We start from the raw sequence: 24,961 nt of genomic DNA, 5'->3' as shown, positions 1-24,961 counted from the left end.
TCTTGCTGACCGGCTGATAGACGGTCGAGTGGGCGATCGGCGAGAACGGCAGTTGCTGCGAGAAGATCTGCTGCGCCTGCGTGTAGTACTTCGTGCGCTGTGCCTGGTCCGAGGTCTGCCGGCCCTTCTGGACCAGCTCGTCGAACGGCTTGTAGCACCACTTGCCGAAGTTGTTGCCGTTCACGGCCTCGCAGCCGAGCAGCGTGCCGAGCCAGTTGTCGGGGTCGCCATTGTCGCCCGTCCAGCCGATCAGCATGGAGTCGTCCTCGCCCGCGTGCGCGCGCTTGATGTACTCGCCCCACTCGTACGTGACGATCTTCGCCTTCACGCCGATCTTGGCCCAGTCGGCCTGGATCATTTCTGCCATCAGACGCGCGTTCGGGTTGTAGGCGCGCTGCACCGGCATCGCCCAGAGCGTCATCTCGAAGCCGTTCGGGAAGCCCGCCTTGGCGAGCAGCGCCTTGGCCTTCGCAGTGTCATACGCCTGCGCCGTGAGGCTCTTGTCGTAGGACCATTGCGTGGGCGGCATCGGGTTGGTCGCGGCCTGGCCTGCGCCCTGGTACACCGACTCGATGATCGCCTTCTTGTTGATCGCCATGTCGAGCGCTTCGCGCACTTCGAGCTTGTCCATCGGCTTGCGCGTCACGGTGTACGACAGATAGCCGAGGTTGAAGCCCGGCTGCGAGGGCATCGCGATGGTCGGCTCGGCTTTCAGCGGAGCGATATCCGCCGGACGCGGATAGCTCATCACCTGGCATTCGTCGCGCTTGAGCTTCTGCACGCGCACGCTCGCATCGGGCGTGATCGAGAAGATCAGCTTCGAGAGCTTGACCTCGCCTGCCTTCCAGTAATCCGGATTGCCGTCGAAGCGGATGGTCGCGTCCTTCGTGTAGCTCTTGAAGATGAACGGGCCCGTGCCGACCGGGTTCTGGTTGATGTCGGCGGCCTTGCCGGCCTTCATCAGCTGATCCGCGTATTCAGCCGAGAGGATCGAGGCGAATTCCATCGCCATATTCTGGATGAACGGTGCGTTCGGCTCGTTCAACGTGAACTTCACGGTGTACGGATCGACCTTCTCGACCTTGGCGATCAGCTTGTCGAGGCCCATGTCGGTGAAGTACGGGAACGACACCGGATACGCCTTGCGGAACGCGTTGTTCGGATCGAGCATGCGGTCGAACGTGAACACGACGTCGTCGGCGTTGAACTCGCGCGTGGGCTTGAAGAACGACGTGGTCTGGAACTTCACGCCGTGGCGCAGGTGGAACGTATAGGTCTTGCCGTCAGGGGAAACGTCCCACGACTGCGCGAGACCCGGTTCGACCTTGGTGCCGCCGCGCTCGAATTCGACGAGGCGGTTGTAGACGGTGAACGTGTTCGCGGTGAAGTCGGTGCCGGTCGTATATTGGGCCGGATCGAAGCCGGCGGGGCTGCCTTCCGAGCAATAGACGAGCGTCTTGTTCGGAATGCTGCCCGCGGCGTGCGCGAGGGGGGCTCCTGCAATCGATGCCGCTGCGAGCGCCACGAGAGATGTCAGTCGTGCGACACGCAACAGTTTATCTTGTTTCATGTGTTCTCCGATTCGGCGCCAGCCGGAACAATGATGTGCTGGTCGCTTGAGGTGCAGTTCACTAGCGGGGGTTTCTTTGCCGAGGTAATGCGTCCACTACCCCGGGATTCCGAACCTGCGATCAGAATCGGTGGTACATGCCAACGTTGGCTTGAACCTGATTGCCACCCGACGCGGTATTGCCAAAGTCAGCAGCCGAAGCCTGAGCGCCCTGAGCATGAACGTAGGCACCCATAACATAGACCGAGGTGAGCTTCGACAGCGCGTACGTAGCACCCAGCGACACCTGGTTGATCGAAGCCATCGTGTGGCCCTCAGCGGCTTGCTCAGGCGTGGCTTGCGAACCGTAGACATACGTGTATCCGGCAGCCAGCGACAGCGCCGGGGTTGCCTGGTACTGCAGAAGGCCACCGATCACGTTAAAGTGAATCGACGCCTGGCCATCGTTGCCCTGGTATTGAGCGTTCGAGTACCGCAGGCCAGCCGTGTACTGACCAAACTGGTATTGGCCAGCGATTTGAGCGATGCCCGCGCTCTTGAACGCATTGCCACCGTTGTAACCCGAACTCGGATAGCCCAGCGCACCGCCGAAGGACGGTTGTGCCGTTGCGTTCTGCCAGCCGGCCTCACCCTGATTTACAGCCTTGAAGTAGCCGCCAGCGACCGTCAGACCACCCTGAGCGTAGTCCGCAGCCACCGACCACGATTGACCCGAACCCATGGCACCGGCAACGCCGCCGAACGAGTACGCGCCTTCAGCCTGGAAGCCGTGGAAAACCGGCGAAATGTACTTCACCGCGTTGTTCTGGTTCGTCGTGTTGTCGTTGTTGTCCACGTCGCCCGGGGTCGAGAATGTCGACGCCGAAATGGCGTCGCCCGTCAGGCCTTGAACCATTTCCGTCACGGCGTCGATCTGGCGACCGAAACGCACGGTACCGTACTGGTCCGAAGCGAGGCCTACGAAAGCCTGGCGGTTGAACAGCGAACGCGAGGAGCCAATGGGGCCCTGGCCGCCGATGCCACCGGTCGCAATGTTGAAACCATTTTCGAGCTTGAAGACTGCCTTGAGGCCGCCGCCGAGGTCTTCCTGACCCTGGATGCCCCACTTGTTCGAACCTGAAGCACCGCCAACGAGGGCGACCTGCGAGTGGCCACCAACGTTCGAGGTGTAGCTGATACCTGCGTCGAGCATGCCATACAGGGTGACCGACGACTGTGCCATTGCTGCCGAGGATGCTGCGAAAGCGGCGACAGCGATGACGCTGACCTTGATTTTGCTGTTCTTCATCTGTATTTCAATGACCAGAAGTAATTTTTGGAATGATTGGAACGGGTTTTGTTGTATTCGAATGCGGATGACGGCACACAGCCCGCGCGCCGCCTCAAGCCGGAATGGCCAGCGTCATATTCGCGTTATCAGCAGGTGAAGGTCCTTCACTTCGTCATCCTTATAATTTCAATTAGGGAAGCCCCCGATGTCTCGAATGTTCCGGCACTCCCCCGATTAGAACAGCCGCGGCGTCCCTACCCAGACGACCACGGCTTCCTTGCCTGCGTTGTTGCCCCAGCTATGCGGCACCGTGGACTGATAATGTGCCGAGTCTCCTGTGTGCAGCACAAACGCCTTGCCCTCCAGCTCCAGCGACAGTTCACCGTCGATCACGTAGAGGAACTCCTCCCCTGCGTGCGTGGTGACTTCCGAGCGCGCCTTGCCCACAGGCAGGCGCACAAGGATCGATTCGAGCTGGCGTCCTCCCGCCGTATTCGTGAGTCGGGCGAACAGGTTCGCCGAATTCGCGAAGCCGAAAAATTCGAGCTGATCGCCGCGCTTGACCGAACGTTGCTCCGATGGCGTCTCGACGAAGTACTGCATCGTCACGCCCAACGCCCGCGCAATGCCCGAGAGCGAGGTCAACGAAGGCGAAGCCAGACCACGCTCCACCTGGGACAGAAACGGCTTCGAAATACCCGCCGCCGTTGCCGTCTGATCGAGCGTCTGGCTCAGCCGCTGGCGCAGTGCACGGATTTTTTCGCCGAGCGCCAGCGCGGCCGGGTCCTGCTTCCCACTTCTAGAAACCATATCAGGAACGAAATTTGTCGTCAAAAAATGTTTGATAGAAGTTAATCTCGTCTGATGCTATTGCGCCATGTCGGGATTTACCTAATATGAACCGAGGCCAAAACAGTGCGTCAGCGAGTTCCGCGCCGTCACTGTAATGGACGATCTGACAAAAAATGAAATTGAAAGCTTGGTGCCAGCGCGATCCGCAGACCGCCCGAGGAGGAGCACGGCGATTGCGGCAGTTGGAGGAGGAAAACCAGCGACTCAAGCGGCTGGTGGCCGACCAGGCGCTTGACATCCAGGTTTTGAAGGCCGTTTGAACGGCTGCTGGACTCCGGAACCTGACGGACGAGCGACGAGCACAACTCAGCCAAAGGGGACGTTCAAGACAGGAACCTGAACGGCGCTCATTGCTTCGCCTCCCTCGCGGGGCGACTGCAGGGTCACTCTGAGGCGTGACCGAATCCACTGAAGCCGGAGGCGAAGATGGGCTGCATCGCGCGAGGCAGAAGTTCGCGCAGCCAGCTTGCGGCCATGTCATCGTGCAGCCGCTCATGCCACAGCATCTCGATGGTCGGCTTCGGCAGTCGGATCGGCGCCGGAAAGATCTTCACCGGCGCGACACGGAGCATCACCTCAGCGAGTGGGCGCGGGATGGTCGCGATCATGTCGCTCGAAGTAATGATGAATGGCAGTGCCAGGAAATGCGGCACCCTGGCGCCGATCTGACGCACCAGCCCGAGACGCTGCAGTGTCGATTCGACCACGTAGTGTCCGGTTCCCTGCGCCTGGGCCACCGCGTGACGCTCTCGCATGAAGTCGACGCGCGAAAGGCGGCGTCCAATGCGCGGATGCTCCGAGCTGACAATGCACACATATTCACTCTTGAATAACGGCTTGTGAAGCAGGCTCGTGTGAAGCGCTGGATTGAACTCGACGGCGAGATCCGCCGTGCCTTCACGTAGCGTCGACAGCACAGATTCCGTCGGTAACTCGATCGTCTTGAAGCTGACGAATGGGGCCTCGCTGCGGCAGATGTCGATGATCCGCGGCAGGATGATCGCGACGGCGATGTCGGTCATGACGATCGTGAACTCCTTGCGGCTCGTGCGCGGATCAAACTGATCGCGCATCTCGAGGCCCTGTTCGAGCGCGATCAAGGCGTTGGCAATCCGCTCGGCCAGCGACTGGGCCAACGGCGTCGGCATCACGCCACCGGCACAGCGCACGAACAACCGGTCATTGAAATGCTCCCGCAACGCGCGCAAAGCATGACTGACGGTCGGCTGTGACACGCCGAGCGCCTCGGCGGCTCGGGAGACATTCCGATGATCCCATATCGCACGGAACACGACGAGCCGCTTCAAGTCGAGAGACGGAGCAGGATTATTCATTCGATGAATAGTGAGAACTAAATCATCGGCATTGTGCCATGAGACCGTTCCCGCAACACTTGAGGCCAATGAACGAGGAGAGACACACCATGAACAGCGGCGGTATAGAACGAATTTCGTTTCCCGGTGGCGCGTCATGCCACCTTTTGCGGCCAGTCCAGGACACACAAGCCGTACCGGCACTCGTTGTGATGCTGGCAGCAATCGCGGGCGTCAACGACTACGTCGTCACGCGGGCGAAGAACCTGTGCGCGGAGGGCTACACCGTTGCGGTGCTCGACTACTTTGGTCGGGAGGGCGCGGTCCCGGATCTCTCTACGCCGCAACGGATTGGTGAGGCCGTGGCCGCGCTGGATGACCGGCGTGTGCTCGGGGATCTCGGAGAGATTCTGGAGTGGGCGCGCAGCGAAGGCTTCCCGCTTTCGAAAGTGGGGCTGCTTGGTTTCTGTATCGGTGGAACCTATGCCGTGTTGGCGGGCGCACAACATGCTGTCGGTTGCGCGGTCGATTACTACGGACAGCTTAGCTATGCGGCTCGCAGCGAGCGCAAGCCCGTAGCACCGGTCGATGTCGCCGATTCGCTCAAAGCGCCGTTGCTGTGCCATTACGGCGACTGGGACCGTCTCGTGAGCCGTGAGGAGATTGACGGTCTGACTGGCCGGCTGCGCACGGCCCAGAAACCGTACGAGCTTTTCATCTACAACGGCGCGCCACACGCGTTCGACGAATGGTTCCGGCCCGCGATTTTCAGGCCGGCTGCGTCGAGCGCCGCCTGGCAGCGCACGCGAATTTTCCTGAACTGGCACCTGCGCGGCCACCTCGGCGCGCACTAGCCAAACCACGCTCATTTCACTCAAGGAGACACAAATGAGTCAAGAAAACGCAGTCAAGCTCGAAACGTCGCCGGTAACGGAAGTTGTCGACCGGACCGAGTGGGCCCAGATGATGACGGACGACGAGTACTATCCGTTCCTCGTCAAGAAGAACTTGCGTCCTGCCATCTGGCGCTGGGAGGATGTGGTGGAGCGGCTCAATGTGGTGCTGAAAGACCCGCTGCGCAATGCCGATCGCCGCTTTATTTCGCTGGTCCATGGCGATACGGGCGAAGCGGGCGGCGTATTCCCGTCGATCTTTCTGGGCATTCAGGGGTTCAATCCGGGCGAGCACATCATCGCGCACCGTCATAGCTCGTACGCGCTGTACCACATCATGCAGGGCGAGGGTTACTCGATCCTCGACGGCAAGCGATTCGACTGGAAGCGCGGCGATACCTTCGCCTGTCCGCCGATGGCCAGCCACGAGCACATCAACACCGGCACGGAGCCCGCGATCCAATACGTGATTCAGGACATGCCCGCACGTGCGATGGAGCGCAATCTGATCTGGGAAGAGCCCATCGGCCACGTCTTCCACATGGTGGAGGGAAATCGCCCGCACCAGCCGTAACGGGATGGCACCTCTTTGGAGGTGCCGTTTTCATTGTGCCGAGGTTTCGGGTCATTGATGCATCAGGCTGTGTAATGAATAGCATCAGTCATATTGGCTTTGATGATGCGTCGGCAATTCATACAGTGCAAGCCTCGATCATCCGGATGCGTGCCAATGACTTCCTCCATTCTTCCGCTTTTTCTGTTCGTCGCCGTTGCGACCGTGACGCCCGGCGGCGCAACCACGCTCGCCACCGCGTCGGGTGCCCGCTTTGGCTTTGTGCGCTCGATTCCGCTGATGCTCGGCATCGCGACGGGTCTCGCGTTGCTAGCCGCCGTTGCCGCGCTCGGGCTTGGCAGTCTGTTGCTGTCGATGCCCGCGCTGCAAACGGCGGTGAAGATGCTCGGTTCCGCGTATCTGCTCTGGCTCGCGTGGCGGATCGCGCGAAGCGGGCCGCCGAACGCGGGCCACGGCCCCGCGCGGCCGGCCACGCTGGTCAACGGCTTCCTGCTGCTGTGGCTCAATCCGAAAAGCTGGGCGATGACGGTTGGCGCGGCGGCGTCTTTCGCGTTGCTTACGAACAGTCCCACCCGGCTTGCGACGCTGCTCGGCGCGACATTCGGCCTGGCCGCATGTGGGTCGCTAGCGCTGTGGTGCGCGCTCGGTGCACTCTTTGCCCGGCTGTTTCGAACGTCGTATCACTGGCGCATTCTCAATCTTGCGATGGGCATGCTGCTCGCCGTATCCGTGATCCCCACCTGGAAATAGCCATGCCGGTCCCGCCGCTTGCCGAGTCGTTCGGCCACGAAACCGCGTTCGGCAGTGTGTCGGAAGACTGATGGTCAAATCCAGAAGCAGCCGAAGGAACTGGCACGAGAGCACGCGTTGTTGGCCACACGCGAACACTTTGAGTATGTTCGACAGAGCACCAAACTGCACCGACGTCCGAGGGAACATTGTCGGGCGCCTGGCCCATACGCCATGGCGCCGCTGCCTTTGGATGTTCGCGTGTTATGCCAGCCAGGAGGTTTCCCCATGAGAACGCTCGTCGTGGCGGCATACCTGTCGATGTTTGTGAAGCGGTCTTGCTATGCCGCGATGTTGCTCGGCTGCCTGACAAGCCCCGTCATGGCTCAAGAGCCAGTAAGTGCGCCAACTACGCCAAGTGCGCCCACGACTGCTGCCCCGATCTACAAGGTCGGGGACACATGGACACTGCTATGGGAAAGAGCCGACTCCAAGCCCGGAACTCCCTTTGTTCTGACGGTGGTAGCAGTCACGGAGAAACAGACGACGTTGTCGTCTTCGTGGAACGGCGCCCCCTCAAAAGAAGTCGATTACGACAATCAGGCAAACATGACGCGAGATGGTAACGGGACAACGTATGAGCCAAGCAACGGATACCTTAGCTTTCCAATGACGGTCGGAAAAATTTGGGATTTTCATCATATCCGGCGTTTCACGTCTGGAACCCTTGACGTGAGTGGGCACGCCGAAGTTGTTGCATTCGGGCGCGTTCAAGTACCTGCTGGATCATTTGACGCCTACAAAATAGAGAGCCGGGGGACGAATGCAAAGCAGCTTGATCGCCTGTACAGTGCGCCATTCAGCGCAACCTATTGGTATGCGCCCAGCGTAAAGAAAATCATTAAGGAGGTTTACACGTTGTACCTCAATGACCAGGCTGAGACCCATAATATCGAATTGGCTGCGTTTAAACTTGCGCCCTGATGGATGGGGACTCTGTGGTCAAAATCCATTATTCACGTTCACAAAACCCGAACACCAGGTTAGCGCCGGGACTTGCCCGATAACCTGGCGCACCTGTGCGCGCATTTCAGCCATCGTCGCTATCCACCCGTACGGGATGGCAAGGCAGCCAACGATTATTGCCCCCCCATTCGAATCGTCAGATTTTTTAAGCCGCCGGATATACCTGCTGCGCTCGAGTCTGTGTGCGGCGGCCCACACATCACTGAAAGTCGAGCGATCTGGTCGCCTAAGCTTTTTCTAATTGCTGGTCGAGATTTCCAGCTGCATCGCGCCGGGGACCTCCTGGCGTCTCGTAGCTGTGGCGGTGTGCAGTAACCGCCTTGCCTCACATGTCATTGTAGAGATGTGATACCGCCAGGAGCGGAGGCCCTATGAAGGATCACGACCCGTCAGAATCGCCGGCATCCGGGGATGTGAGCGACGTCTCGCGTCGCCGCTTCCTCCTTAACGGCGCCGCCGGGGCACTCGCTGCCGCCAGCGGCGCGCTTCCCGGCGCGCTTGCCGCAACGGCGTCCACTACCCCCACCCACCGCAAGCAGCCGAACTTCCTGATCCTGATGTGCGACGAAAACCGCTTTCCACCGGTCTACGAGTCGCCGCAAACTCAGGCTTTCCGTCAAAAATATCTCCAGACGCAGAACCTGCTGCGCCGCAATGGCGTGGACTTCCAGCGACACTACGCGGCATCGGTCGCGTGCACGCCCAGCCGCGCGTCGATCTACACAGGACAGTATCCCTCGTTGCATGGCGTCTCACAGACCACCGGCGCGGCCAAGGAGTCCTTCGATCCGGACGTGTTCTGGCTCGACCCCAGCGGCGTCCCCACGCTCGGAGATTACTTTCGCGCCGCGGGTTACTCGACATATTGGCGCGGCAAATGGCATGCCTCGGACGCCGACATGCTGATTCCGGGCACACATACCCAGCTCTTGAGCTACAACTCGAGCACCGGCGCCCCCGATAGCGACACTCAAGCGCTCTACGGTAATGCCGAGCGCCTCGATCGCTTTGGTTTCAGCGGCTGGATCGGTCCCGAGCCACACGGCAAATCACCGCTCAATAGCGGCTCTTCCGTGCCCCCAGGCAAGCAGGGCCGCGACGTCGGCTTCGCGCAGCAGGCCAGGGACCTGATCCAGCAGCTCGAGAAGGACAGCAACGCGACGCCGTGGTTCATCGTGGCTTCGTTCGTCAATCCCCACGACATCACGCTCTGGGGCCTATGGGCAAACACCGGAAAGGCGGGAGATTTCGATTTCACCGTTCATCCCTACGTGCCAACCGTGCTGTTCGACCCAGAGCGGTTCAACCAGACGCAAAGCGACGACCTGTCGAAGAAGCCCTCGGCTCAGGCGTCCTATCAGGAAAGCTACAAGCAGTGGATGCAGCCAATCTTGAATGACCCGGTCACGCTCGCGCAGTACTTCCGCTATTACTACCAGTTGCAGAAGAACGTCGACGATCAGATGATGACCGTCTTTCGGGCGCTGCTCGCTTCGCGGTTCGCCGACGATACGATCGTCATTTTCACTTCGGACCACGGCGATCTGCTCGGTTCGCATTTCAACATGCATCAGAAGTGGTACACGGCCTATGACGAGGCAATCCGCGTCCCGCTGATCGTTTACAACCGGACGCTGTTTCCGGATCCGCGCACAGTCGACACACTAACCAGTCACGTGGACCTTCTTCCGACGCTACTGGGACTCGCGGGCATCGACCCCGAACCCATCCAGAAGCAACTCACCGAAGATCACTCCGATGCGCTGCCGCTGGTCGGCCGCAATCTTGCGCCGCTCGTGCTGGGCGAGGTCACGCCGGAAAGCGTCAATGATCCACTTTATTTCATGACCGACGATGACCCGAGCCGGGGACTCAACCAGGATAACTGGACCGGTATTGGATACGACTCCGTCGTGCAGCCCAATCACCTCGAATCGGTGATCGCCCGCCTCGCGGACGGGAAGGTCTGGAAGTACACACATTATTTCGACAATCCGCAGTTCTGGAGCACGCCAGGCGACCCAGGCGATCGCAGAGATCCCAATTACCCGAACGTCGCCGACGTGGTGTTTCGCCAGGTGACGCCGACTCCCGCGCCGCCCCCGTATCACCGCCCGGACGTGGGTCCGCAACCGATTCCGTACACGGTCACAGTCAAGTCAACGCCGCACCGCCATGAATATGAAATGTACAACGTGACCGACGACCCCATGGAGCTCGCCAATCTCGTTGACGACGTGCGCTATGAGGCGCAGCGGCGCCAACTCGCCCAGTTGCTGGATCAGCAGCGATGTGCCAAGCGGCTCGTGCCGCAAAGTGGGACGGTTCCCGGACAACCCACGCCGCGAGACTGTGAATCCTGAGCTCGAAGCCATCAACCGCCAGCACCATCGGCAATCCGCAAAAACTGGCGGCTGAGGCAGGACCCGGCACACCTCAATGATCAACATGGAGCTGGGCTGCTTCCGCCGTCCAGGAAAAGTTGCGAGCGTCGGCGCCGGGAGCAATGCGAGACGGTTCGGGTCTCCGATGCTCGGCACCGCCGCGCACCAATGCGTGATGAGTGTTGCCTAAGCCACTAAAGGAACAGCCGGGATCTCTTATGGTTGAAAGGCTCTTTCCGCGCCTCATCCTAGGAGAATGTCCATGCGCATGCTTCTGACCATACGAATTCCCCACGAGCCATTCAATGCTTTCGTGCGTGACGGTACCATCGGGTCCGTCATGGCGAAAATACTCGAAGCAGTGAAACCGGAAGCGGCCTGGTTTACCGAGCAAAGCGGCGGACGCGGAGCAATCCTCGTGATCAACCTTGATGACCCGTCGCAGATTCCCGCATTCTCAGAGCCGTGGTTTCTCACGTTCAATGCCGACTGCGAGTTTCGCGTCGTGATGGGAGCGGAAGACCTGCAGAAAGCCGGCCTGGAGGCAATCGGCTCAAAGTGGAAATAGCACAAGGTGCATGCCGCGGCAGCCAGGCTGCGGCACACACCGTTCGCGATGGGACACGATCTCTGAACTATCCTGTGCTCGTTCGCCCTCGAAACCCAGAACCGGAAGCTTGCCGACTCGAGACAGTCCTTTCGCCGGTCCGACGGCTGCCCCTCACGTGGGCAGTAACGGCCGGGAACGTGCCGGCGAGCGCGAATCGACTCCCGGCAAACGCTTTCTCCGAGCGTAGTGTTCGCCCCCTTACTCAAGCCTGATTTCGTCTTCGAAATCCACTTTCAGCTTGAGCCCAGGGATTTCCAGCGTAATTTTTGCTGGAAAGAATTCATTGCCCGCAATCGCGTTGCTGGCAATCGCCCTGGCGACTGCGTGCTCTATTTCACGCTGCGAACTAACGCCAACCATTTTCAAAAACTTGCGTACGCTGAGGTTGAAGGTGTCGTCATTCATTTGGATCTCCAGTCTCCGGGGAAGGGTGCCTGCTGCGATGACGTAACGGAGAGCGCGTGCGGTGCCCGTCTGCCTCGAGTATGCGCGTAAAACACGCGAGATTCGTCAAGCCAGATTGTTCGCCGGAATCCAGGAAGTCGAAAGGCGGCGTGAATGACTGGAGCACTCCGTTACCTGCCCTTGAACCGCTCACATGGCGGCCAGCGTGAATGGGGCGGCTACGGCCGGCCGCGTCGGGACTAGCCAGCTACGACTCGCCCTTCAGCGAGCGAAAAGAGGCCAAGACCAGAAGTTTCCTGACCGAGATCGGCCAGGGAGCGTGGTGCGGATGTGCGGCAAGGCACTGTCTGATACCCGAAAAACGATGATCCTTGTCTTGACGCGCGCTATACGAGAAACGCCGAAGTGGACGAATTCGGTGCAGAAGCGGTCGTCTTTCTCTCAAGGAGCGCTGCAATCATGAGCTCAATCGTCATTGCCAAATTCTGGCCAATCATTATCGGTCTAAGCGGAATTTCTGGCGTCTTGCTGCTAGGCTGGGTGAAAACGAAGCACCCAGGCATAAAAGGCCATAGACACATAAGCGACCGGTAAGCGCGCTGAACGTTGGGACCACGTATTGCCGATAACAATTGTCGACCAGGTTCCGGTCATTCGAAACGGCATGCCGAAAGTCTCTTCGTGGCCAGCGGACCGCTGAGCTATGACGCCACAAAGCTGCCGCTCACGAAGCGCGAATGTTTTCCAACGGCAGCCAAGGCCAAGAACTGGTCATTGGTTTCATTTCACGACTGGCCGCTGTACTCCGCTACGTGCCGCACTGGTCGAGGGATGGCGACTGGCTGCAACGGCCCAGCAGCCACCGCCCCCCGGTCGCCTCAACCGCCCCGCCCCAGCGCGCACTCCCCCTAAAACGCCTTGCGCATCTGCACCCAGCAATACACGGACGTATTGGCATTGGCGCTGAGAATCTCCGGCGTCCTGCCAAACGGAAACGCCACACTGGCGCTCACCAGCAGCTTGTAAGGCCCGTTCCACTGCACGCCGAAGCCTGCACTGCTCAACTGTCCCGTGTTGGGTCCGGGAACGAACGTATTCTTGTATTGCTGCACCCAGCCCGTATCGACTAACGCCGAGAACTGCCAGAGACCCGGAATATTCTGGAACGTCGCATCGTGCCGGTTATAGGGGATAGGGGTAATTTCATTGCCCCTTGGGGCAATATCGATAGAGAAACCATTCTAATATTCCATTCGCATCTATCGCTTCCCCAAAAACGAATCGATAACCCGAAAAGAGCCATTTACCGTAAAATCCGCACAGCCCTCCCCTAATACGACATAAATCTCGAGGAAAAGAGATGGCGCAGCTCATTCACCACCCCGCATACCTGTTCATCGCGCTGATTGCACTGCTTAGCGTGGCCGCCGCAATTGGCGCACTCGTCATGCAACGCGTCTTTCCGCTCTCCGAAGAAGCACGGGAGAACTACAACGTCGTGCAGGGCGCCACGCTCACGCTGCTCGCACTCCTGATCGGTTTTACGCTCTCGATGGCCGTCAGCCGCTATGACCAGCGCAAGAATTACGAGGAAGAAGAAGCCAACGCAATTGGCACGGAGTACGTGCGCGCCGACTTGATCGGCGAAGCCGACGCGCCAAAAGTCAAGGCGCTGCTGGCGCAGTATCTCGAACTGCGCATGGCGTACTACAAGACACGCAGTGGCCGCGAGCTCGACACCATCAACAACAAAACCACCGAATTGCAGGCGCAGTTGTGGACGAGCGTGCGCGGCCCGGCCCTCGCGCGGCCGACGCCCATCTCGGCGCTGGTGGTATCGGGCATGAACGACGTGCTGAACACGCAGGGCTATACGCAAGCCGCCTGGTCCAATCGCATTCCGGTGTCCGCGTGGGGGCTGATGATGGCGATCGCGTTTTTCAGCAATCTCATGCAGGGGTACGGCGCGCGCGGCGCGACCGGCCGGCGCGTGCTGCTGTTCGTATTGCCCGTTACCGTGGCGCTTTCGCTTTCATTGATCGCCGATATCGATAGCCCGCGCGGCGGCCTGATTCGCGTCGTGCCGATCAATATGATCAGCTTGCAGCAATCGCTGGCGTCGATGCCCTGAACCGGTTCCGGACGGACGAACCCCAGCCCGCCGGGGCGGGCACTCTTTTTGCCTCCTCTCCTTCCACGAGTCCGCGGAGCGGCTGGCGAGACGCGAGCCACGCGGACGCAGCCGCCCTGAGCGGCGGGGAGGCGCGATGGGACGAATCGGCAATGGCGTGCGCAGTGCAATTTCTGCACTCCTGCTTGCACTGCTCGCGGCTTGCGGCGGTGGCGGCGGCGGAGGCAGCGGTGGGGGCAGCACCGCAAGCAATCCGCCCGGCGGCGTGCAACTGCAAATTGTCTCGTTTGGCGACAGCCTTTCCGATGTAGGCACCTATGCGCCGCTCGCCGGCGCAGTGGGCGGCGGCCGCTTCACGACCAATCCCGGGCAAGTGTGGACCCAGGACGTCGCGCAACATTACGGGGACACCTTGAACGCCGCGTTCACGATCAGCATCGATCACCGGCTGAGCGCGCAAGGCGGTTTTGGCTACGCGGAGGGCGGCTCCACGGTCGCCACGCCGGCCAACCAGTATGACTTCCTCACCGACGTGATCGGCAATATCGAAATGCCCGTGAATCAGCAGGTTTCAAGCTACCTGTCCGCTCACGGCAATTTCAACGCTGGTCAACTGGTGCTCGTCTGGGCCGGCGCGAACGACGTGCTTCGGGCCGGCACGCCGCCAGCGGCCAATGCGACCGTGCAGCAGGCGGCCACCGCGCTCGCACAGATCGTCGGGCAGATCGTCCAGGGCGGCGCCACGCACGTCGTGGTGGTCAATGTGCCGAACATCGGCCTCTCGCCGAAGGGCCTCGCCGCAGCCGACGGCGGTGCGAACCTCACTCAGTTGTCCCAACTCTTCAACACGACGTTGAACGCCGCGTTGCAGAGCGATGGCCTGCAAGGCAAGGTCATCGAGATCGATTCATACACGTGGACCACGCAGGCGATCGCGAATTACAAGGCGAACGGCTTTACGGTATCCAACACGGCGCAGGCCTGCGATCCCTCGAAAACCCCGGACGACACTGCCCTGTTGTGCTCGCCGCCCACCTACGTCACGCCCAATGCGGACCAGACGTATATGTTCGCCGACGATCTCCACCCGACGACGCATCTGCACGCCCTCTTCGCTCAATTCGTGGAGCAGCAGATTGCCCAGTCGGGACTCGGCCACTAAAAAGCGAAAGCGCGAAAGCGTGACAGGGACTCGATCAAACGCTGTCCGTCGCAACGGGCAAGCCCTCGGCCTTCCAGCGCAGCATGCCGCCGGCGAGGTTGGCCACCTTGCCAAAGCCCGCCTTGGTCAGCAGCACGCTGGCCTGGGCCGAGCGCACGCCCGAGCGGCACACCGCCACCACGGGCCGCTCGCGGTCGAGTTCGTCGAGCCGGCCCATCAACTGCGAAAGCGGCACCAGCCTCGCATCGGGCAGGTGGCCCAGGCGATCGATGAACTCGGGCGCCTCGCGCACGTCCACGATCTGGAAGTTCGCCGCATGCTCGAGCAGCGCCATGGGCTCGATTTCCCATACGCCGCTAAAGCGCAGTATCAGCGGCGCCCAATCGGGCGTTTCGGCCACCGGCGCCTCGCCTTCGGGCTTGCCGCAGCGCAGGTTGGCCGGCACCGCGACGGCCATTTGTTTGGGGTGCGGCAGATTCAGGTTGTCCATATAGCCCGCGAAGTCGCCGAGATCGACGTCGCCGCCCAGGCGCGGATTGAAGCGCCGCTCTTCGGCCACGCTCGTGACCGTGATGCCGCGATAATCGTGCGCCGGATAGAGCAGGCAGTCGCCGGGCAGCGTCAGGATCTGCTCCCGCACGGAAGTAAACAGCTGCTGCGGACTGCCACCCTGAAAATCGGTGCGGCCGCAGCCGCGAATCAACAGGCTGTCGCCAGTGAAGGCCATGCGCTCGTCGTCCAGCACGTAGGTCAGGCAGCCGCTCGTGTGCCCCGGCGTCGCGCGCACGCCCAGGTGGCGCTTGCCGAAGGCCACGCGATCGCCATGCCGCAGCGGGCGACTCACTCCCTCGGCGCCCACCGTTGCGGCGAGCGCGATCTCGCTGCCGCAACGCTGGCGCAAGCGCCACGCGCCCGTCACATGGTCGGCGTGGACATGGGTGTCGAGCGTCGCCTGAAGCCGCAAGCCCAGCTCTTGCAGCAAAGCCAGGTCGCGCGGCACTTGCTCGTAGACGGGGTCGATCAGCAGCGCCTCGCCGCTTTCGGCATCGCCGAGCAGATATGTATACGTGGACGATACGGCGTCGAAAAGCTGGCGAAAGATCATCGCGGACCTCGCAGGAAAAAAGGTGCGCCGTCCCCGCCGCCATCATCCGGTCTCTGCCTGGATGATGACAGCCGGCTCGCGCGCTTGTGCCAATTCTCCCCCGATTTTCGCAGACGAAGACACTCAACGGTCAAGCATGCGGATTCAATGCGCCCGCGAGCGTTCGGGAGCGCACGCTTGGCGCTTGCATTCGACTGACTCGGGCGAACCCGCTTTCGCCCGCTGGGCCGCGCTACCGCTCGCGCAGCCGCGCGAGCACGGCCGCAACAATACGGTCACAGCACGTGCCGCCAAATTCGAATAGCGCCGGGCCCAGAGAGTCGACTTCTCCGGCCAGCGAATCGCGCAGCATCTGCCGGGCCCGGAAGTGACGGCTGCGCACGGTGGCTTCGGCAATGCCGAGGCACTGCGCCGTTTCTTCGATGCTCATCTCCTCGACCGAGCGCAGCACGAATACCGTGCGAAAACCCACGGGCAGCGCGTCGAGCTTGCGCTCGAGCAACGCGCGGATCTCGGCGCGTGAGGCCGCCTGGTCGGGTGCAAAGTCGTCGTGAACGTTCGTCGGGTCCATATCGAAAGCCATCTGCTCGTCGTCGGCGCCATTGAGCAGCGTCGGCATCAGGTTCTGGCGACGCGCCTCGCGACGCATCCTGCCGAAGCACTCGTTGAGCACGAGGCGCGAGAGCCATGTCGCGAGCGCCGCATCGCCGCGAAATTGCGCGAGCGCGTTGAACGCCTTCAAATACGCGTCCTGCAAGGCGTCCTCCGCTTCGGCATCGTTGCGCAGCGTGGCGCGCGCGAGCCGGAATAGCCGGCGGTTGTGGCGGCGCATCAACAACTCGAAGGCCGCGAGATCGCCCGACACGATGCGGCGCACAATTTCCGCGTCGGCATCGGTCAATCCGCTGGAGTACACATCGGCCATTGCGGCCTCTCGTCCGTTCATGGTTTCGGCTCGACGATCAGTGTGCCACGCATCGTGGGATGAAACCGGCACTGGTACGGATGCGCGCCGGGCTGGCGCGCGACGTATCGCCATGACGCTCCGGGCGCGATGCTGCCGGAATCGAACGTCTTTGCGTCGGCGCTCACGGTATGGGGCACGAGATCCTTGTTGACCCACACGATGCTGTCGCCGCGATGTACGTTCACGGTGGGCGGGTCGAAGCGCATTTGCGCGATCGTCACGACATGGTTGCGCGCGGCCGCCGGTGGCGCGCCGGCCACGAGCACGATCGCGCAGACGCCCATCCAGACGTGCGGCAAGCGGCTCATTGCGCTTTTGCCAAGGCGGCCTGCACGTGCTTCGCATGATCCAGATGCGCGACGAACGCTGGCCTGACTTTCACCAGCAGCGCCTTCAATTCGGCGTTTTGCGCACTGGGGATCAGCGTCTTGTCGAGCGCGTCGATGACCTGCTCATGATAGGTCACCTCGTGGTCGATATAGGCACGATCGAATTGCGCGCCCTTGAGCGACTTGAGGTTCGCGATATTGGCCTCACCGCCTTGCTTGAGGCTGTCGCTGGTTGGGTTCGACTGGGGCGTCACGCCGAGCTTTTGCACGAGGCTGACCGCCGCCTGGTTCACGCTGGTATGGTCGGCCACCATGCGCTGCGCGAACGCCTCGACATCTTTCGAATGGGTTTTCGATTCGGCGAGCTTGCCCGCATCGATGTCGGCCTGATTCGCGGCCACGACGATCGCGGCAATCTGGGGATCGGTGGGCCCCTGGCTCTGCGCCTCACCTGGTACGGGCGCGAGCGCGAACGCGAATGCGAGCGCGACGGCCAGCGGCATGCTTGCGGCTTTCATGTGTCTCTCCTCGAAGCGTGGAAGGGTCTCCCTGGTGCGAGTCGACCAGGCGAGCCGGTACTTTCCCGGCATTCGAGGCAATAGATGTCGCGAGCCGCAAGGCTGTTCCCGCTTGCGGCTCGCCTCGCGCGTATCAGACGCGCGCTAGTGGTTGCTACGCGTCGTTCTTCGTCGGCACGTTCTGGACCAGCAGCGTGCGAGGATTCGCCAGCGTGATTCCGGCGGCGCGCAACTGCTTCAGGATGGCGAACAGCAGATCGCTCTTGGTCGAGGTGGCGATGCGCGGGCTGCCGACATAACCGGTCACGCTGAGCGTGATGCCGTCCGGCGTGAGCTGGCTGAACATCACCGAGGGCACGGGCGCCTCCAGCACCGCAGGGTGCTCGCGATAGACATCGAGCAGCAGGTCGCGCACCTGCTCCGGATCGGTGTCCAGCGGGAACGTCAGCACCAGCGTGGCCACGCCCTGGGTGCTGTCGCCCATCGTCACGTTGCGTACGTTCTGCGAAATCAGCTGCGAATTGGGCACGATCATCGTCGAGCGGTCGGGGAGCTGAATTTCGGTCGCGCGCACGTTGATGCGGCGAATATCGCCCTCCACGCCCGCAATGCTGATCATGTCGCCCACCTTCACCGGGCGCTCGGTCAGCAGGATCAGCCCCGAGACGAAGTTCTTCACGATCTCCTGCAGGCCAAAGCCGATACCGACCGAGAGCGCGCTCACGATCCACGCGAGGCTGTCCCAGCGCACGCCGAGCAGCGACAGCGTCATCAGCACCAGCAGCACGTAGCCCACGTTCGTGAACAGCGTGATGAGCGACATGCGCATGCCGGAGTCCATGCCGAGCGCGGGCATGAATTCCCTGTCGAGCCAGCGGCGCACCGAGCGCAGCAGGTAGATGCCCACCGTGAGCCCGATCACGGCGTTCGTGATGCGCCCGGGCATGATATTGAGGCTCTTCAGGCGCTGCCCGCCAATGATGCCAATGAAGCTATTGATCAGGTCCGCAGGCGTCGTGCCGAAGCCGCCCGTGAGCAGCGCCACGACCGCGAGCAGCATCAAGAGGCTTGTGCCAAGGCCCGAGAGCACGGTCTGCACCTGTTCGAGATGCTTGTCGTCGAGCCCGAGCAGATTCTTCAGCTGCTTGCCGGTCGCCAGGTTCGCGCTGAAGAGGCTCGCGCAGATATCGCGATTCAATTGCGTGAGCATGTAGATGCTGCACAGCACGATTTCAAACCAGACCAGTTCGTAGGTAATGAAGCGCGCAACAGAGATGTAGCCGATCACCAGTGCGAACAGCGAGGCGATGATCGCCAGCGCGGTGCCCGCGTGAATCAGCCCCGCGACCGTGGAGTGCGATTCCGGCGCCTCGCCTGCCGCGGCAAGCGCGCTGCGTACGCGGTTCGCGCGCAGCAGCGCCGCGCCGATGGTCAGCGCGGTCACGAGCGAGACAATGCCGCGGCCGAGCAGCGTGACCGAGAGGCTCGTGTCGACGATGCGGTTGATCGCCTCGACGGTGCCCGAGACGAGCAGCAGCGCCGCGAGCGTGCTGGGAAACGGCCGCAGGGCGCGGGCCACCGGATCGGCCAGCGAGGGCAGCCGCCACGACGGGTGATGCGTGCACAACAGCGCGCGGCCGAGCCCCGAGATCAGCGCGCAGGTGAGCGTGAGCTTCGTGAGCTCGTCCCACAGGTCGCTCAGCGCGGGGGTCAGTTCGAAGTGGCGCGCCAGCGCCAGATAGAAGACCTGGAGCGCGACGCCCGTCGCCAGCAACGTGGCGATGGCCGTCGACAGCGCGAGCGCGCTGCGGCGCAAGCGCGTTGCGGGCAAGCTATGCAGGCAGACCCATGCAAGCCCGCGCTGCACGAGCTTGCGGCCCCCGAGCCAGATCGCGAGTGCGGCGCCCAGCAGCAGCAAGGTGAGCGCGCGCTGCCCCGGCGTCCAGACCGAGTGCAGCATGGCGCGCACTTGCGCGTCGAACGCGTCGAGGCGCTGGCCATCTTCAGGAGAGCGATGCAAAAGCGGCACCCAGAACTGCGCGCTGAAAATGCCGCTCGAGCGCAGTGCGAGTTGATTCTTCAGCAAGCCACGGTGCAGCTTCGCAAACTGCGCGGTCAGAATGTCGAGATTGCTCTTCTGGTCGTCCGCCATCTTCAGCACGGCGTCGATCTGGTCCTTGCGCGCACTCAGGCTGTCGCGCTGGCGGGCGACAGCCTGGGTGCCGGGCGTCACGCCCGAGGCGGGCGCCGGCCCGAGCACGTCGAGCTGGGCCTGAACCTGCGCGCGCAGCGGGACGAGCTGGCTGCGCAATTTGTCGACGTCGGCGCTCAGTTGCTGGGTTGCGTCGGCCAGCGCGTCGAGATCCTTGCTGTTGGTCGCCGTCGAGGTCTGCTGCTTGATGCTGTCCTGCTTGAACTGCATCTGCTTGAGCTGCGCGAGGGCGTCGTTCAGCGAAATGGGCGCCGTCGCGGCGTCCACCGCGCTAGCACTCGCGGCGTTCCCGGTGCCCGGAAACGCCCAAGCAGGGGCGATCTGGAGGAGAGACAAAAGCGGGGACAAAAGCGCGATCAGCGCGAGCTGACGCGCGAAGGCGGATAGTCGTTTTAAGGCCATTGAGCTTTCAAATATTACAGTGCGTTTGCGTACGGAATTATGCCCTGACTGCTGCGCGCACTACCGTTCCATGGCGTGCCCCCGATGAGGCGGCCCCGATGATGGGGTAAGGAACCTTATTTGATGACGGGGTTGCTCCAGATTTGACTGTTCGGCACGAACACGACATTGCCGGCGCGAAACGGGCGCAGCAAAAACAGCATGATGCCGAACAGGGACAGCATACGTTTCCCGCGCAGGGTATCTGCGCCGGCAGAGGCCACGCCTGCCGGCTCGATACGGCGAGATGGATCGAGGCTCCGGCTGCAACGCGGCAAAGCACACCGGAAGCGATACCAACGCACGCGCCTGACGCGCTGCTAGAGCATGCGCTTGTATCGCAGCAACGCGACATGTCTCCATGCCCTGGCGGTATCGTCCGTGAAAATGGCCTGGAACCGAAAATCCGCTTTCTCCAGAGTACGACGCGAGGCGATGTTTTCGCGTATGACGTCGGCGTACAGAAATTCAAGCCTGAGTTCGTCGCGCGCGTGCCTTGCAACGAGCTCGAGTGCATCAACCATATAGTGATTGCCGCGAAACGGCAGGCCGAGCCAATACGCAAGCTTCGCATCACGCAGGCACAGCCTGATTTCCCCGATCAACTGGCTTGCGGCGAGCGTTTCAATGGCGAACGCGGCGCAACGCTGAGAATCCCGATCGTCGATCGCCCTTTTGACATACGTCCGCGCGGTGTCCAGATCTGCAGGGCGCACATCTGCCGGGAACCAGTTTCTCGACTCGGGATTTGCGCACAGCACCGCAATTTGCCCGGCATCGTCAATCGAGAATGGGCGCAATTTCACGCGAATATGCATGGATCTTTTTCATCTGAACAAAACCGTTGCCGATCCGCGTCCCGGTAGCCACGAAAGCATTGCGGCCTGGGTGCATGACAGCCGGGAGGCGTTCGGATGGCCGCGCTCGGGCTGGCCAGATTGCGCAAACGGTCATAGATCTTTTTCGCCTGGGCGTGAGACGGAAGCACGAATTTTTTGCAGATCGATGCGGAGTGTACTGGAGTCGTGGGGCAGTTCGCGTTGCCCACAGTTACTGACACTGACAGTCGTTACTTTCTCATCCTTGTCCTCCCATTCAAGGTCCAATTCCTCGATTCGCTCGATAAGTCTCTCGCGTGGAAGTTTCCAATTTTTTTTATGGCTCGTTATCTCGAGGTGGGTGAATAATTCAGAATCGTATTCATTGAGCGAGATCAGGGCTTCAATCACGTCCATATGAAGCTCGATATTGGTTGCAGGATCATCTGATTCATGATTAAGATTTTTCAGGCACGCGATATCGCCAAGTTCTGCCGTGGTCACACCCAGATAACCCGCGGCAACTTTTAACGTTTCAAAAATCTGAATTGCATGCGTTGCATCGACCCCTGCTGCCCACAAGGTGTTCCCCACCATAAAAAATTTCACGTAAGGAAACGAACTGACGTGAATTTCCGGCAATTCTTCTACGTCATCGAAATAGCCAACATTCTTTTGCTTGAGTACATCGAACCTGTCGTAGGTGGTGCGCAAGAGCGCCTTGCTCAGAGGAACGGGAGTCTCTGATACACCTGGTCTCAGTTCAGCAAACGTTGTAACAGGGCGGTGGGAGACCCCGGTGCCGAACAGATTCACCGATCCGCTCAGTGGTGTTCTCGATAATAAATTTCGCGAATAGCCTGAAAGCTTTTGTTTACCTGAAGACAGCATGATCGACCCCCTTGCACAGAATTCATTTATTCATTGAGAATTCAGCCCAGTTAGTCATTCCGCATCAAAATCCCCACGATGCAAACACAAGATACGCTTCGGAAAATGACGGTGCAATCGCATTTCAGGTTGGCAGGCGTTTTTAAGCATAATGAATATTTCCCGCGGGATGAAGACGGGTTGTAGCGAAAGGCGTCAGAGGTGGCGATGCAAATCCGCACAGCCGGATAAGGGGAATGCCTGGGGCCTGATTCCGGGACTCCCCCGTTCGCCCGCTCGGGCCTATCATGGGTTTATCCGCTATCGAAGGTGATCGCGCCCCATGAATCGTTTCCTGATCGTCGTTGGCATCGTTTGCGTGCTTGCCGGCTTCGGGTGGCGCTGGCTCGTTCGCATCCCGTTCGGCCGGCTTCCCGGCGACGTCCATATCGTCACCGATGGCCTCGACTTCTACTTCCCGATCGTCACCGGCATCCTGGTTTCAGCCGTGATATCCGTGCTGCTGTGGCTTTTGCGGCATTGATACGTTGGCTTGCACGGTGTTGAAATTCGCCCCTATACTCCCTGGCAGTATTGCATTATACTGCCTCCCAGTATCACGATTCCGGTGACGTCATGCCCCATTCGCCTGAAGAAAAAAAACGAGTCCTCACCCGCGTACGCAAGGTTCGCGGGCAGCTGGACGCGCTCGAGCGCGCGCTCGAACAAGGCGCCGAGTGCGCACCGGTGCTCCAGCAGCTGGCCGCCATCCGCGGCGCTATCAACGGGGTGATGGCGGGCGTGCTCGAAAGCCATCTGCGCGAGGAGTTCACGCAACTGACGGGGTCAACGGAGTCCGCGTCGGGATCGATCGACGATGTCGTGACGCTCGTGCGGACCTATTTACGCTAGCGCATGGCATAAGCCGCGCGCACGCAGTTTTTCGTCAACTATTCGATTTGTAAGGATTGCTATGAAATCACGTGCCGCAGTCGCATTCGAGGCGGGCAAGCCGCTCCAGATCGTCGAGATCGACGTCGAACCGCCCCGCAAGGGCGAAGTGCTGGTGAAGATCACGCACACCGGCGTCTGCCATACCGATGCGTTCACGCTCTCCGGCGACGACCCGGAAGGCCTCTTTCCGGTCGTGCTCGGGCATGAGGGCGCCGGCATTGTCGTGGAAGTGGGCGAAGGCGTGACCAGCGTGAAGCCCGGTGACCACGTGATTCCGCTCTATACCGCCGAGTGCGGCGAGTGTCTGTTCTGCAAGAGCGGCAAGACCAACCTGTGCGTGGCCGTGCGCGCCACCCAGGGCAAGGGCGTGATGCCCGACGGCACCACCCGCTTCAGCTATAACGGTCAGCCCATCTATCACTATATGGGCTGCTCCACGTTCAGCGAATACACGGTGGTGGCCGAAGTCTCGCTCGCCAAGATCAACCCGCAAGCCAACCCCGAGCAGGTTTGCCTGCTGGGGTGCGGTGTGACCACCGGTCTCGGCGCGGTGAAGAACACCGCCAAGGTGCAGGAAGGCGATACGGTGGCCGTGTTTGGGTTGGGTGGCATCGGGCTTGCCGTGATCCAGGGCGCCAAGATCGCCAAGGCAGGCCGCATCATCGCCGTCGATACCAATCCCGGTAAGTTCGATCTCGCGCGCGCGTTCGGCGCCACGGATTGTATTAACCCTAAAGACTATGAGAAGCCCATTCAGCAGGTGATTGTCGAGATGACCGGCTGGGGCGTGGATCACAGTTTCGAATGTATCGGTAACGTCAATGTGATGCGTGCGGCGCTTGAATGTGCGCATCGCGGGTGGGGGCAGTCGGTGGTGATCGGCGTGGCTGGCGCCGGGCAGGAGATCTCTACGCGGCCGTTTCAGTTGGTTACGGGGCGACGCTGGCTGGGTACCGCATTTGGTGGCGTCAAGGGCCGCTCGCAGCTGCCCGGTATGGTCGAGGACGCCATGGCCGGTACTATTCAGCTCGCGCCGTTCGTGACCCATACGAAGGATCTCGATGGGATCAACGAAGCCTTCGATCTGATGCATGAAGGTAAGTCGATTCGGACTGTTGTGCACTACTGAGTGCGTGTTTCTGGTTTGCTCAGGTTGACTTTTTGAGGAAGGCCCGGTGGTTGATTTACGGCTTTTTGTCGTGAGTTATGGTGCTTTGGCCTTAACTTGTTTTCATGTAGGTCTTCATGGCGCTTTGGCCTTTCCTTGTTTTCATGTAGGTCTATTTGTGTTGCCCCTGTGCGGGGCGGCACCTACTTTTCTTTGCAGCCGCAAAGAAAAGTAGGCAAAAGAAAGCGGCTCAAACCGCCAGTGTGACGCAGTCCCCCACTGCCCTCTAATCGGAGCGGCTCCGGAGCATCCGTCACCTCGCACACTCCGCCTAAGTGACAAAGGACTCATCCCTCCCGCTGCGCGCTACGCGCGTGCGGAAGGGTCTGCAAGGAAAACCGGGCGTGCTGCCTGCAAATGCGCGGGAGTATCGTCGAGCGAATACGCGGGAGTCCTACGAAAACGTGTGCGTCCCACTGGTTTTTGTTATGCCCCACGGCGCGCGGAGCGCCGCCGGATGGATGAGTCCTTAGTCACTCCGGGTGACGGCGCGTGGTGACAGACGCCCCGGAGCCACTCCGATTAAAGGGCAGTGGGGGACTGCGTCACACTAGCGGTTTGAGCGGCTTTCTTTTGCCTACTTTTCTTTGCCGCTGCAAAGGGGGGTGTCAGAATTTCCGTGTTTAAGGCGAGTTGAGAATTACACGGATGATCTGAGGA

26 protein-coding genes are annotated in these 24,961 nt (G+C 61.0%); 12 read left to right on the top strand and 14 right to left on the bottom strand.

Annotation, left to right across the window (positions count from 1 at the left end):
• The 3 genes from EYW47_RS39590 to EYW47_RS39580 form a co-directional block, all read right to left on the bottom strand.
• Positions 1-1,570: ABC transporter substrate-binding protein (locus EYW47_RS39590; protein WP_240764124.1), on the bottom strand; the 1,570-nt coding region annotated here is incomplete at its 3' end.
• A gap of 121 nt (positions 1,571-1,691) precedes the next feature.
• The gene (locus EYW47_RS39585; protein WP_133200240.1) at positions 1,692-2,858 is read right to left on the bottom strand and encodes a porin; all 1,167 of its coding nucleotides are present in this window, start codon (positions 2,856-2,858) and stop codon (positions 1,692-1,694) included.
• Between the two features lie 216 nt (positions 2,859-3,074).
• Positions 3,075-3,650: a cupin domain-containing protein gene (locus EYW47_RS39580; protein ID WP_133200239.1), complete on the bottom strand. Its 576-nt coding sequence runs from the start codon at positions 3,648-3,650 to the stop codon at positions 3,075-3,077.
• Between the two features lie 155 nt (positions 3,651-3,805).
• On the opposite strand from EYW47_RS39580, the gene EYW47_RS41235 reads away from it, so the two are divergent.
• Positions 3,806-3,952 carry a hypothetical protein gene (locus tag EYW47_RS41235; protein WP_165976813.1) on the top strand — a complete coding sequence of 49 codons (147 nt, stop codon included), beginning with the start codon at positions 3,806-3,808 and terminating at the stop codon, positions 3,950-3,952.
• Positions 3,953-4,075: 123 nt separating this feature from the next.
• Here EYW47_RS41235 and EYW47_RS39575 read toward each other — a convergent pair whose 3' ends face one another.
• Positions 4,076-5,026, bottom strand: a complete 951-nt coding sequence (locus EYW47_RS39575) for a LysR family transcriptional regulator (RefSeq protein ID WP_165976816.1) — start codon at positions 5,024-5,026, stop codon at positions 4,076-4,078.
• Positions 5,027-5,064: 38 nt separating this feature from the next.
• Between EYW47_RS39575 and EYW47_RS39570 the strand changes: the two genes are divergently transcribed.
• The 6 genes from EYW47_RS39570 to EYW47_RS39545 all read left to right on the top strand — a co-directional run bounded on the left by EYW47_RS39570 (position 5,065) and on the right by EYW47_RS39545 (position 11,179).
• Entirely contained in the window at positions 5,065-5,859 is a 795-nt protein-coding gene (locus EYW47_RS39570) for a dienelactone hydrolase family protein (protein ID WP_133200237.1), read from the top strand.
• A gap of 34 nt (positions 5,860-5,893) precedes the next feature.
• Positions 5,894-6,472 carry a cupin domain-containing protein gene (locus tag EYW47_RS39565; RefSeq protein ID WP_133200236.1) on the top strand — a complete coding sequence of 193 codons (579 nt, stop codon included), beginning with the start codon at positions 5,894-5,896 and terminating at the stop codon, positions 6,470-6,472.
• A gap of 156 nt (positions 6,473-6,628) precedes the next feature.
• Positions 6,629-7,222, top strand: a complete 594-nt coding sequence (locus EYW47_RS39560) for a LysE family translocator (RefSeq protein WP_133200235.1) — start codon at positions 6,629-6,631, stop codon at positions 7,220-7,222.
• A 267-nt stretch (positions 7,223-7,489) separates the two neighbouring features.
• A complete protein-coding gene (locus EYW47_RS39555; RefSeq protein WP_133200234.1) occupies positions 7,490-8,185 on the top strand; it encodes a hypothetical protein in 696 nt (231 codons plus the stop codon).
• Positions 8,186-8,598: 413 nt separating this feature from the next.
• On the top strand, positions 8,599-10,590 hold the full coding sequence (locus EYW47_RS39550; RefSeq protein ID WP_133200233.1) for a sulfatase-like hydrolase/transferase: 1,992 nt from the start codon (positions 8,599-8,601) through the stop codon (positions 10,588-10,590).
• Positions 10,591-10,873: 283 nt separating this feature from the next.
• Entirely contained in the window at positions 10,874-11,179 is a 306-nt protein-coding gene (locus EYW47_RS39545; protein ID WP_133200232.1) for a DUF3303 family protein, read from the top strand.
• A gap of 240 nt (positions 11,180-11,419) precedes the next feature.
• On the opposite strand, the gene EYW47_RS39540 is transcribed toward EYW47_RS39545, so the two are convergent.
• Positions 11,420-11,626 carry a DUF6494 family protein gene (locus tag EYW47_RS39540; RefSeq protein WP_133200231.1) on the bottom strand — a complete coding sequence of 69 codons (207 nt, stop codon included), beginning with the start codon at positions 11,624-11,626 and terminating at the stop codon, positions 11,420-11,422.
• A 908-nt stretch (positions 11,627-12,534) separates the two neighbouring features.
• Positions 12,535-12,738 carry a hypothetical protein gene (locus EYW47_RS39535; protein ID WP_205710244.1) on the bottom strand — a complete coding sequence of 68 codons (204 nt, stop codon included), beginning with the start codon at positions 12,736-12,738 and terminating at the stop codon, positions 12,535-12,537.
• 248 nt (positions 12,739-12,986) lie between these two features.
• On the opposite strand from EYW47_RS39535, the gene EYW47_RS39530 reads away from it, so the two are divergent.
• Both EYW47_RS39530 and EYW47_RS39525 read left to right on the top strand, forming a co-directional pair.
• Positions 12,987-13,757, top strand: a complete 771-nt coding sequence (locus EYW47_RS39530) for a bestrophin-like domain (protein WP_133200230.1) — start codon at positions 12,987-12,989, stop codon at positions 13,755-13,757.
• A 136-nt stretch (positions 13,758-13,893) separates the two neighbouring features.
• The gene (locus tag EYW47_RS39525; RefSeq protein ID WP_133200229.1) at positions 13,894-14,919 is read left to right on the top strand and encodes an SGNH/GDSL hydrolase family protein; all 1,026 of its coding nucleotides are present in this window, start codon (positions 13,894-13,896) and stop codon (positions 14,917-14,919) included.
• Between the two features lie 34 nt (positions 14,920-14,953).
• Here EYW47_RS39525 and EYW47_RS39520 read toward each other — a convergent pair whose 3' ends face one another.
• From EYW47_RS39520 to EYW47_RS39490, 8 genes are all read right to left on the bottom strand, one after another.
• Complete coding sequence (locus tag EYW47_RS39520) at positions 14,954-16,024, bottom strand: MBL fold metallo-hydrolase (protein ID WP_133200228.1); 1,071 nt, start codon at positions 16,022-16,024, stop codon at positions 14,954-14,956.
• Between the two features lie 232 nt (positions 16,025-16,256).
• The gene (locus EYW47_RS39515; protein WP_377785302.1) at positions 16,257-16,970 is read right to left on the bottom strand and encodes an RNA polymerase sigma factor; all 714 of its coding nucleotides are present in this window, start codon (positions 16,968-16,970) and stop codon (positions 16,257-16,259) included.
• Entirely contained in the window at positions 16,967-17,299 is a 333-nt protein-coding gene (locus EYW47_RS39510) for a cupredoxin domain-containing protein (RefSeq protein WP_133200227.1), read from the bottom strand. The genes EYW47_RS39515 and EYW47_RS39510 overlap by 4 nt, the downstream gene beginning before the upstream one ends.
• Positions 17,296-17,823, bottom strand: a complete 528-nt coding sequence (locus EYW47_RS39505; RefSeq protein WP_205710245.1) for a DUF4142 domain-containing protein — start codon at positions 17,821-17,823, stop codon at positions 17,296-17,298. The genes EYW47_RS39510 and EYW47_RS39505 overlap by 4 nt, the downstream gene beginning before the upstream one ends.
• Positions 17,824-17,992: 169 nt before the next feature.
• The gene (locus tag EYW47_RS39500; RefSeq protein ID WP_133200225.1) at positions 17,993-20,452 is read right to left on the bottom strand and encodes a DUF3772 domain-containing protein; all 2,460 of its coding nucleotides are present in this window, start codon (positions 20,450-20,452) and stop codon (positions 17,993-17,995) included.
• 116 nt (positions 20,453-20,568) lie between these two features.
• Complete coding sequence (locus EYW47_RS41230) at positions 20,569-20,715, bottom strand: hypothetical protein (RefSeq protein WP_165976814.1); 147 nt, start codon at positions 20,713-20,715, stop codon at positions 20,569-20,571.
• A 96-nt stretch (positions 20,716-20,811) separates the two neighbouring features.
• Positions 20,812-21,309: a GNAT family N-acetyltransferase gene (locus EYW47_RS39495; protein WP_133200224.1), complete on the bottom strand. Its 498-nt coding sequence runs from the start codon at positions 21,307-21,309 to the stop codon at positions 20,812-20,814.
• 132 nt (positions 21,310-21,441) lie between these two features.
• Positions 21,442-22,200, bottom strand: a complete 759-nt coding sequence (locus EYW47_RS39490; RefSeq protein ID WP_133200223.1) for a hypothetical protein — start codon at positions 22,198-22,200, stop codon at positions 21,442-21,444.
• A gap of 322 nt (positions 22,201-22,522) precedes the next feature.
• Between EYW47_RS39490 and EYW47_RS39485 the strand changes: the two genes are divergently transcribed.
• From EYW47_RS39485 to EYW47_RS39475, 3 genes are all read left to right on the top strand, one after another.
• A complete protein-coding gene (locus tag EYW47_RS39485) occupies positions 22,523-22,723 on the top strand; it encodes a DUF2905 domain-containing protein (protein ID WP_133200222.1) in 201 nt (66 codons plus the stop codon).
• Positions 22,724-22,815: 92 nt separating this feature from the next.
• The gene (gene frmR, locus EYW47_RS39480) at positions 22,816-23,091 is read left to right on the top strand and encodes a formaldehyde-responsive transcriptional repressor FrmR (protein WP_133200221.1); all 276 of its coding nucleotides are present in this window, start codon (positions 22,816-22,818) and stop codon (positions 23,089-23,091) included.
• 61 nt (positions 23,092-23,152) lie between these two features.
• Entirely contained in the window at positions 23,153-24,262 is a 1,110-nt protein-coding gene (locus tag EYW47_RS39475) for an S-(hydroxymethyl)glutathione dehydrogenase/class III alcohol dehydrogenase (RefSeq protein ID WP_133200220.1), read from the top strand.
• Positions 24,263-24,961 lie beyond the last annotated feature (699 nt).

It is taken from the genome of Paraburkholderia silviterrae (assembly GCF_004353915.1).
Lineage (GTDB): Bacteria > Pseudomonadota > Gammaproteobacteria > Burkholderiales > Burkholderiaceae > Paraburkholderia > Paraburkholderia silviterrae.
The sequence above is the reverse complement of the archived record's forward strand: the minus strand, read 5'-3'. Positions and strand labels throughout refer to the sequence as shown.

Excerpts from the sequence above, each read along its gene's own strand:
- EYW47_RS39550 (WP_133200233.1), top strand. The coding sequence starts at position 8,599 with ATGAAGGATCACGACCCGTCAGAATCGCCGGCATCCGGGGATGTGAGC.
- EYW47_RS39575 (WP_165976816.1), bottom strand. The coding sequence starts at position 5,026 with ATGAATAATCCTGCTCCGTCTCTCGACTTGAAGCGGCTCGTCGTGTTC.
- EYW47_RS39545 (WP_133200232.1), top strand. The coding sequence starts at position 10,874 with ATGCGCATGCTTCTGACCATACGAATTCCCCACGAGCCATTCAATGCT.
- EYW47_RS39485 (WP_133200222.1), top strand. The coding sequence starts at position 22,523 with ATGAATCGTTTCCTGATCGTCGTTGGCATCGTTTGCGTGCTTGCCGGC.
- EYW47_RS41235 (WP_165976813.1), top strand. The coding sequence starts at position 3,806 with ATGAAATTGAAAGCTTGGTGCCAGCGCGATCCGCAGACCGCCCGAGGA.
- EYW47_RS39565 (WP_133200236.1), top strand. The coding sequence starts at position 5,894 with ATGAGTCAAGAAAACGCAGTCAAGCTCGAAACGTCGCCGGTAACGGAA.
- EYW47_RS39555 (WP_133200234.1), top strand. The coding sequence starts at position 7,490 with ATGAGAACGCTCGTCGTGGCGGCATACCTGTCGATGTTTGTGAAGCGG.
- frmR (WP_133200221.1), top strand. The coding sequence starts at position 22,816 with ATGCCCCATTCGCCTGAAGAAAAAAAACGAGTCCTCACCCGCGTACGC.
- EYW47_RS39475 (WP_133200220.1), top strand. The coding sequence starts at position 23,153 with ATGAAATCACGTGCCGCAGTCGCATTCGAGGCGGGCAAGCCGCTCCAG.
- EYW47_RS39570 (WP_133200237.1), top strand. The coding sequence starts at position 5,065 with ATGAGACCGTTCCCGCAACACTTGAGGCCAATGAACGAGGAGAGACAC.
- EYW47_RS39500 (WP_133200225.1), bottom strand. The coding sequence starts at position 20,452 with ATGGCCTTAAAACGACTATCCGCCTTCGCGCGTCAGCTCGCGCTGATC.
- EYW47_RS39585 (WP_133200240.1), bottom strand. The coding sequence starts at position 2,858 with ATGAAGAACAGCAAAATCAAGGTCAGCGTCATCGCTGTCGCCGCTTTC.
- EYW47_RS39505 (WP_205710245.1), bottom strand. The coding sequence starts at position 17,823 with ATGCCGCTGGCCGTCGCGCTCGCATTCGCGTTCGCGCTCGCGCCCGTA.
- EYW47_RS39495 (WP_133200224.1), bottom strand. The coding sequence starts at position 21,309 with ATGCATATTCGCGTGAAATTGCGCCCATTCTCGATTGACGATGCCGGG.
- EYW47_RS39560 (WP_133200235.1), top strand. The coding sequence starts at position 6,629 with ATGACTTCCTCCATTCTTCCGCTTTTTCTGTTCGTCGCCGTTGCGACC.
- EYW47_RS39525 (WP_133200229.1), top strand. The coding sequence starts at position 13,894 with ATGGGACGAATCGGCAATGGCGTGCGCAGTGCAATTTCTGCACTCCTG.
- EYW47_RS39580 (WP_133200239.1), bottom strand. The coding sequence starts at position 3,650 with ATGGTTTCTAGAAGTGGGAAGCAGGACCCGGCCGCGCTGGCGCTCGGC.
- EYW47_RS39510 (WP_133200227.1), bottom strand. The coding sequence starts at position 17,299 with ATGAGCCGCTTGCCGCACGTCTGGATGGGCGTCTGCGCGATCGTGCTC.
- EYW47_RS39515 (WP_377785302.1), bottom strand. The coding sequence starts at position 16,970 with ATGAACGGACGAGAGGCCGCAATGGCCGATGTGTACTCCAGCGGATTG.
- EYW47_RS39520 (WP_133200228.1), bottom strand. The coding sequence starts at position 16,024 with ATGATCTTTCGCCAGCTTTTCGACGCCGTATCGTCCACGTATACATAT.
- EYW47_RS39540 (WP_133200231.1), bottom strand. The coding sequence starts at position 11,626 with ATGAATGACGACACCTTCAACCTCAGCGTACGCAAGTTTTTGAAAATG.
- EYW47_RS39490 (WP_133200223.1), bottom strand. The coding sequence starts at position 22,200 with ATGCTGTCTTCAGGTAAACAAAAGCTTTCAGGCTATTCGCGAAATTTA.
- EYW47_RS39530 (WP_133200230.1), top strand. The coding sequence starts at position 12,987 with ATGGCGCAGCTCATTCACCACCCCGCATACCTGTTCATCGCGCTGATT.